Source organism: Microseira wollei NIES-4236, from assembly GCF_020521235.1.
GTDB classification, from domain to species: domain Bacteria; phylum Cyanobacteriota; class Cyanobacteriia; order Cyanobacteriales; family Aerosakkonemataceae; genus Microseira; species Microseira wollei.
Map to the genome: position 1 here is coordinate 1 of NZ_BLAY01000699.1, position 258 is coordinate 258.

Here is a 258-nt window from a genome sequence, read left to right on the forward strand (position 1 = left end):
CTGGTGCCGTGCCCCTACAGGTTGTGCCACCGATTGATTCGCCAACAGGTAGGGGCACGGCAGTATAAACCTTCTCTGTTTTGAGAACAATATTTGCTGGTGCCGTGCCCCTACAGGTTGTGCCACCCATCGATTCGCCAACAGGTAGGGGCACGGCAGTATAAACCTTCTCTGTTTTGAGAACAATAGTTGCTGGTGCCGTGCCCCTACAGGTTGTGCCACCGATTGATTCGCCAACAGGTAGGGGCACGGCAGTAT

1 protein-coding gene is annotated in these 258 nt (G+C 54.3%); it reads right to left on the bottom strand.

Translation table 11 applies throughout. The annotated features are described in order from the left end of the window. The coding region (locus MiSe_RS50295; RefSeq protein ID WP_226595120.1) for a hypothetical protein at nucleotides 1-250 on the bottom strand (250 nt) is incomplete at its 3' end. Nucleotides 251-258 lie beyond the last annotated feature (8 nt).